Here is a 3,413-nt window from a genome sequence, read left to right as displayed (position 1 = left end):
GCGATAGTAGTAGCATTGCACATCGCCCGTACCTCATATCATCTGATCCTCGAATCGGCCCGGGACCTCATAGACTTCGGCCTCCCAAATGATGAGATAGAGGAAGTGAGAAGGCATATAGCTGCCTTTGCCCCAACGGTGAGAGGAGTCCACAGGCTTCGTACGAGAAAGGCAGGCGGAAACCGGTTCGTTGAATTTCATCTGCGGGTGGATTCATCCATGTCCGTAGATGAGTCGCATCGTATTACCGACATGATCGCATGTGCAATCAAGCAGCATTACCCGGGAACCACAGTCACCATCCACATCGAGCCCTGCAATTGCGCTAAAGCGACCGCGGGATCGTGTGGCTGTCTGCTCTCAGAAGAGGCAAGGCGAGAGCTCAATTCCAAGGGACTGGTAAAGATAACAGCACCCAAATTGGAGACATGGGATGCAGATAGAGATTGAATCATCTTTGCCGGAGAAAAGCAGCAGAGGGTTCATGGCATGTTCAAGAAGATAATGGTGGCAACTGACGGATCCCAGACCAGCATACGGACCGCTGAGCTTGCGGTTGGCCTGGCCAGGCTTTCTGGGGGATCGATAATCGCCATTTATGTGGTGGATGTTCACCGTCTGGCCCATCTTCCCGGTTATGCCGCCTTTCCCAGCCTGGGCAGCAGGCTGATGGAGCTTATGCTCAGAGAGGGAGAGCTGGCCATTTCTGAGGTAGAGAATATGGCATGCGATGCAGGCGTGCCTTTCAGCAGTATCATTGCGGAGGGAGATCCCAGCCAGGAAATTGTCAAGAGATCGCATAAGTCCGGCGCAGATCTGCTGGTTTTAGGCAGAATTGGACGGAGCGATCTGGAGAAGATTATGCTTGGCTGCGTTGCAGAAAAGGTGGTGCGTCATTCTAAAATTCCCGTTCTCATAGTACCGGCAATGAGCAAGTGATCGAATCGTCAATGTGGGAAGATCGCTTAAGCCATTCAAGGAAACTATAAAAAAATTGTGTCTGATAATCCTTGACTAGAGAACAAGATTCGATATTAGCAGATCACCAAACACGTGGCATGACCCCGTGCATTTTGATTATTAGGTGATAGCAATTCTTAAATAACCTTTGCACCTTATTTATGGCAATGATTTGGGAAATCTCATAACCGGGGAAAAACAGAATAAAAAAGATTGCTAGATGATTTTCATCAAAATCGCTGATCCCCGGAGCAGATCAACTATGAACTTCTTGGCTGTGGGCCAATGCTTCCTGCTATCTGCTCAGGCGCAAAGGGATTGAACCTCAGGAGAGAATAGTTATGCCGGATAAAAAGAAGGATAAGAAGCTGACCACAAATGTCGGTGCACCAGTGGCCGACAACCAGAATGTATTGACGGCAGGACAACGTGGACCAATGCTTCTCCAGGATGTATGGTACCTGGAAAAGCTCGCCCATTTCGACCGGGAGGTAATTCCTGAGAGAAGGATGCATGCCAAGGGCTCAGGTGCCTATGGAACATTCACTGTTACCCATGACATAACCAGGTTTACCAGAGCTATGATATTCTCGAAGATCGGCAAGAAGACCGATCTGTTTGCGCGCTTTTCCACAGTAGCCGGTGAGAGGGGGGCAGCAGATGCCGAGAGAGACATCCGCGGTTTTGCCGTCAAGTTCTACACCGAGGAGGGCAACTGGGACCTGGTGGGAAACAACACCCCTGTCTTCTTCCTGAGAGATCCTCTCAAGTTCCCTGACCTGAACCACGCCATTAAGCGCGATCCGAGGACGGGCATGCGCAGCGCCAAGAACAACTGGGATTTCTGGACCTCTCTTCCTGAGGCTCTGCACCAGGTGACAATCACCATGAGCGATCGGGGTATCCCTTACTCCTTCCGCCACATGCATGGATTTGGCAGCCATACCTTCAGCATGATCAATGCCAAGAACGAGAGGGTCTGGGTGAAGTTTCACTGGGTAACCCAGCAGGGAATCAAGAACCTGACCGATGCCGAGGCGGAGGCGATCATAGCCAAGGATCGGGAGAGCCATCAACGCGATCTATTCGATAGCATTGAGAAGGGAGACTATCCTCGCTGGAAGCTGTTCATCCAGGTAATGCCCGAGAAGGAGGCACAGACCGTTCCCTATCACCCCTTCGACCTGACCAAGGTCTGGTACCATGGAGACTATCCGCTCATTGAGGTGGGCGTAATGGAGCTCAACCGCAATCCAGAGAACTTCTTTGCCGAGGTAGAGCAGGCGGCATTCAATCCGGCCAATATAGTTCCCGGCATAGGCTTCTCTCCGGACAGGATGTTGCAGGGCAGGTTGTTCTCCTATGGCGATGCCCAGCGCTACCGCCTGGGTGTGAACCACCATCTGATTCCAGTCAACCGGGCCCGCTGTCCCACAAATGTATACCACCGCGATGGGATGATGAGGATGGATGACAATCAGGGAGGCACCCTGGCTTATGAGCCCAACAGCTATGGAGAGTGGCAGGAGCAGCCGGAGTATCGTGAGCCGCCTTTAGAGCTGAAAGGAGAGGCATATCACTGGGATTTCCGGAAAGACGACGACGATTACTATACCCAGCCCGGCAAGCTCTTCCGCCTGATGAAGCCGGAGCAGCAGCAGGCCTTGTTTGAGAACACCGCTCGTGCCATGGGAGATGCTCCCAAAATGATCAAGATCCGCCATATAGGCAATTGCTATAAGGCCGATCCAGCCTACGGCGAGGGCGTAGCCAGGGCTCTTGGCATATCCATGAGCGAGGTTCATAAGTAGATCGAATTGAATTTAAATTGATATCGAGATAATTCGGAGATGAGAGATTGAAGAGTCTTAAAGGCACACAGACAGAGAAGAATTTGTTGCTCTCCTTTGCAGGAGAATCGCAGGCAAGGAACAGATACTCCTATTTTGGCTCCCAGGCCAAGAAGGAAGGCTACGAGCAGATAGCGGCAATATTCCTGGATACGGCAGACAATGAGAAGGAGCACGCCAAGGTCTTCTTCAAGCTGCTGGAAGGAGGTGAGCTGGAGATTAACGGCTCATTCCCGGCTGGCGTGATCGGGGATACCAAGGCCAACCTCATGGAGGCGGCCGAGGGAGAGAAGTTCGAGAACACCAAGATGTATCCCGAGTTCGCCGCCACGGCAGACAAAGAGGGCTTCAAGGAAATCGCCGAGAAGTTCAGAAATGTCTGCAAGGTGGAAAAGGGCCATGAGGACAGATACCGTGCTCTGCTGAAGAATGTAGAAGAGGGCAAGGTCTTCAAGAAGGATACCAAAGTGGCCTGGAGATGCCGAAACTGCGGATACATCCATGAAGGCACCGAGGCTCCAGATGAGTGCCCGGCATGCGCTCATGAGCAGGCTTACTTCGAGCTGATGGCCAAGAACTATTGAGAAATCGAGCTGGACAAGC

At 51.8% G+C, this 3,413-nt stretch carries 4 protein-coding genes; all 4 read left to right on the top strand.

Translation table 11 applies throughout. From position 1 onward, the window contains the following. Nucleotides 1-450 (top strand): cation diffusion facilitator family transporter (locus tag BP822_RS00920; RefSeq protein ID WP_286877535.1); only part of this gene is annotated, 450 nt, incomplete at its 5' end. A 39-nt stretch (nt 451-489) separates the two neighbouring features. Continuing rightward, on the top strand, nt 490-939 hold the full coding sequence (locus BP822_RS00915; RefSeq protein WP_286877534.1) for a universal stress protein: 450 nt from the start codon (nt 490-492) through the stop codon (nt 937-939). A gap of 362 nt (nt 940-1,301) precedes the next feature. Next, nucleotides 1,302-2,771 (top strand): catalase, encoded by a 1,470-nt coding sequence (locus BP822_RS00910; RefSeq protein ID WP_286877533.1) that lies wholly within the window; start codon nt 1,302-1,304, stop codon nt 2,769-2,771. Nucleotides 2,772-2,818: 47 nt separating this feature from the next. Further along, the gene (gene rbr, locus BP822_RS00905; RefSeq protein ID WP_286877532.1) at nt 2,819-3,394 is read left to right on the top strand and encodes a rubrerythrin; all 576 of its coding nucleotides are present in this window, start codon (nt 2,819-2,821) and stop codon (nt 3,392-3,394) included. The last annotated feature ends 19 nt before the right edge of the window (nt 3,395-3,413 follow it).

Source organism: Methanosaeta sp. UBA458 (assembly GCF_002496085.1).
Taxonomy (GTDB): domain Archaea; phylum Halobacteriota; class Methanosarcinia; order Methanotrichales; family Methanotrichaceae; genus Methanothrix; species Methanothrix soehngenii.
This window is presented reverse-complemented; position numbering and strand designations above follow the sequence as displayed.